The sequence below is a fragment of the Siphonobacter sp. BAB-5385 genome (genome assembly GCF_002261125.1).
Lineage (GTDB): Bacteria > Bacteroidota > Bacteroidia > Cytophagales > Spirosomataceae > Siphonobacter.
This window is the reverse complement of sequence record NZ_NMPS01000061.1, coordinates 1-639: the sequence shown is the minus strand read 5'-3', so window position 1 is coordinate 639 and position 639 is coordinate 1. Positions and strand designations below refer to the sequence as shown.

At 51.5% G+C, this 639-nt stretch carries 1 protein-coding gene; it reads left to right on the top strand.

What is annotated here, in order from left to right; translation table 11 throughout:
* On the top strand, window positions 1-639 hold a 639-nt coding region (locus BWI93_RS05835), incomplete at both ends, for a PAS domain-containing protein (protein ID WP_141217367.1).

Here is a 639-nt window from a genome sequence, read left to right as displayed (position 1 = left end):
CAGTTTGCCTGGCAACAGGCACAGCGGGTTTATCATGAAGGCATCTCTTTTGATGAGAAAGAGGTCTTAGTACCCCATAACCGAACGGGAGTAATCCAGGAGTACTATTACGATATCGCGTATCGCCCCTTGCGAGAGGGCGGGATTATCACGGGTATGATTCAGGTCGTAACGGACGTGACGGCACATATGCATGCCCGCCGGCAATTGGAAGAAAGCGAAGCAAAGCTGAGCTTATTGAGCAACACGGTGCCCTCGATGATCTACTATCTGGATCAGCAGCAACGCTACGTTTCTTATAATAAAACCTTTCAGGACTGGTTCAACGTCGATGCCGACGAGGTCATTGGCCAAAGCGTACGGGAGTTCATTGGTGAACAGGCATATCAGCAGGTAGCCCCCCATCTGGCAGTTGCGTATGCAGGCCAGCCCGAACGCTATGAGCTGCCAGCACCTTCCCGATTAGGCACGGAGCGGTGGTTGGATATTACCTATACCCCTCATCATAACGAAGCAGGGGAACTGCTGGGAGTAATTGTACTGGCTAGTGACATCAGTACCCAGATACAGGCTCGAAAGGCATTGGAAGAAAGTAGTAACTCGTTTCAAAGTGCAATTGAGGTGGCCGGGCTAGGCACC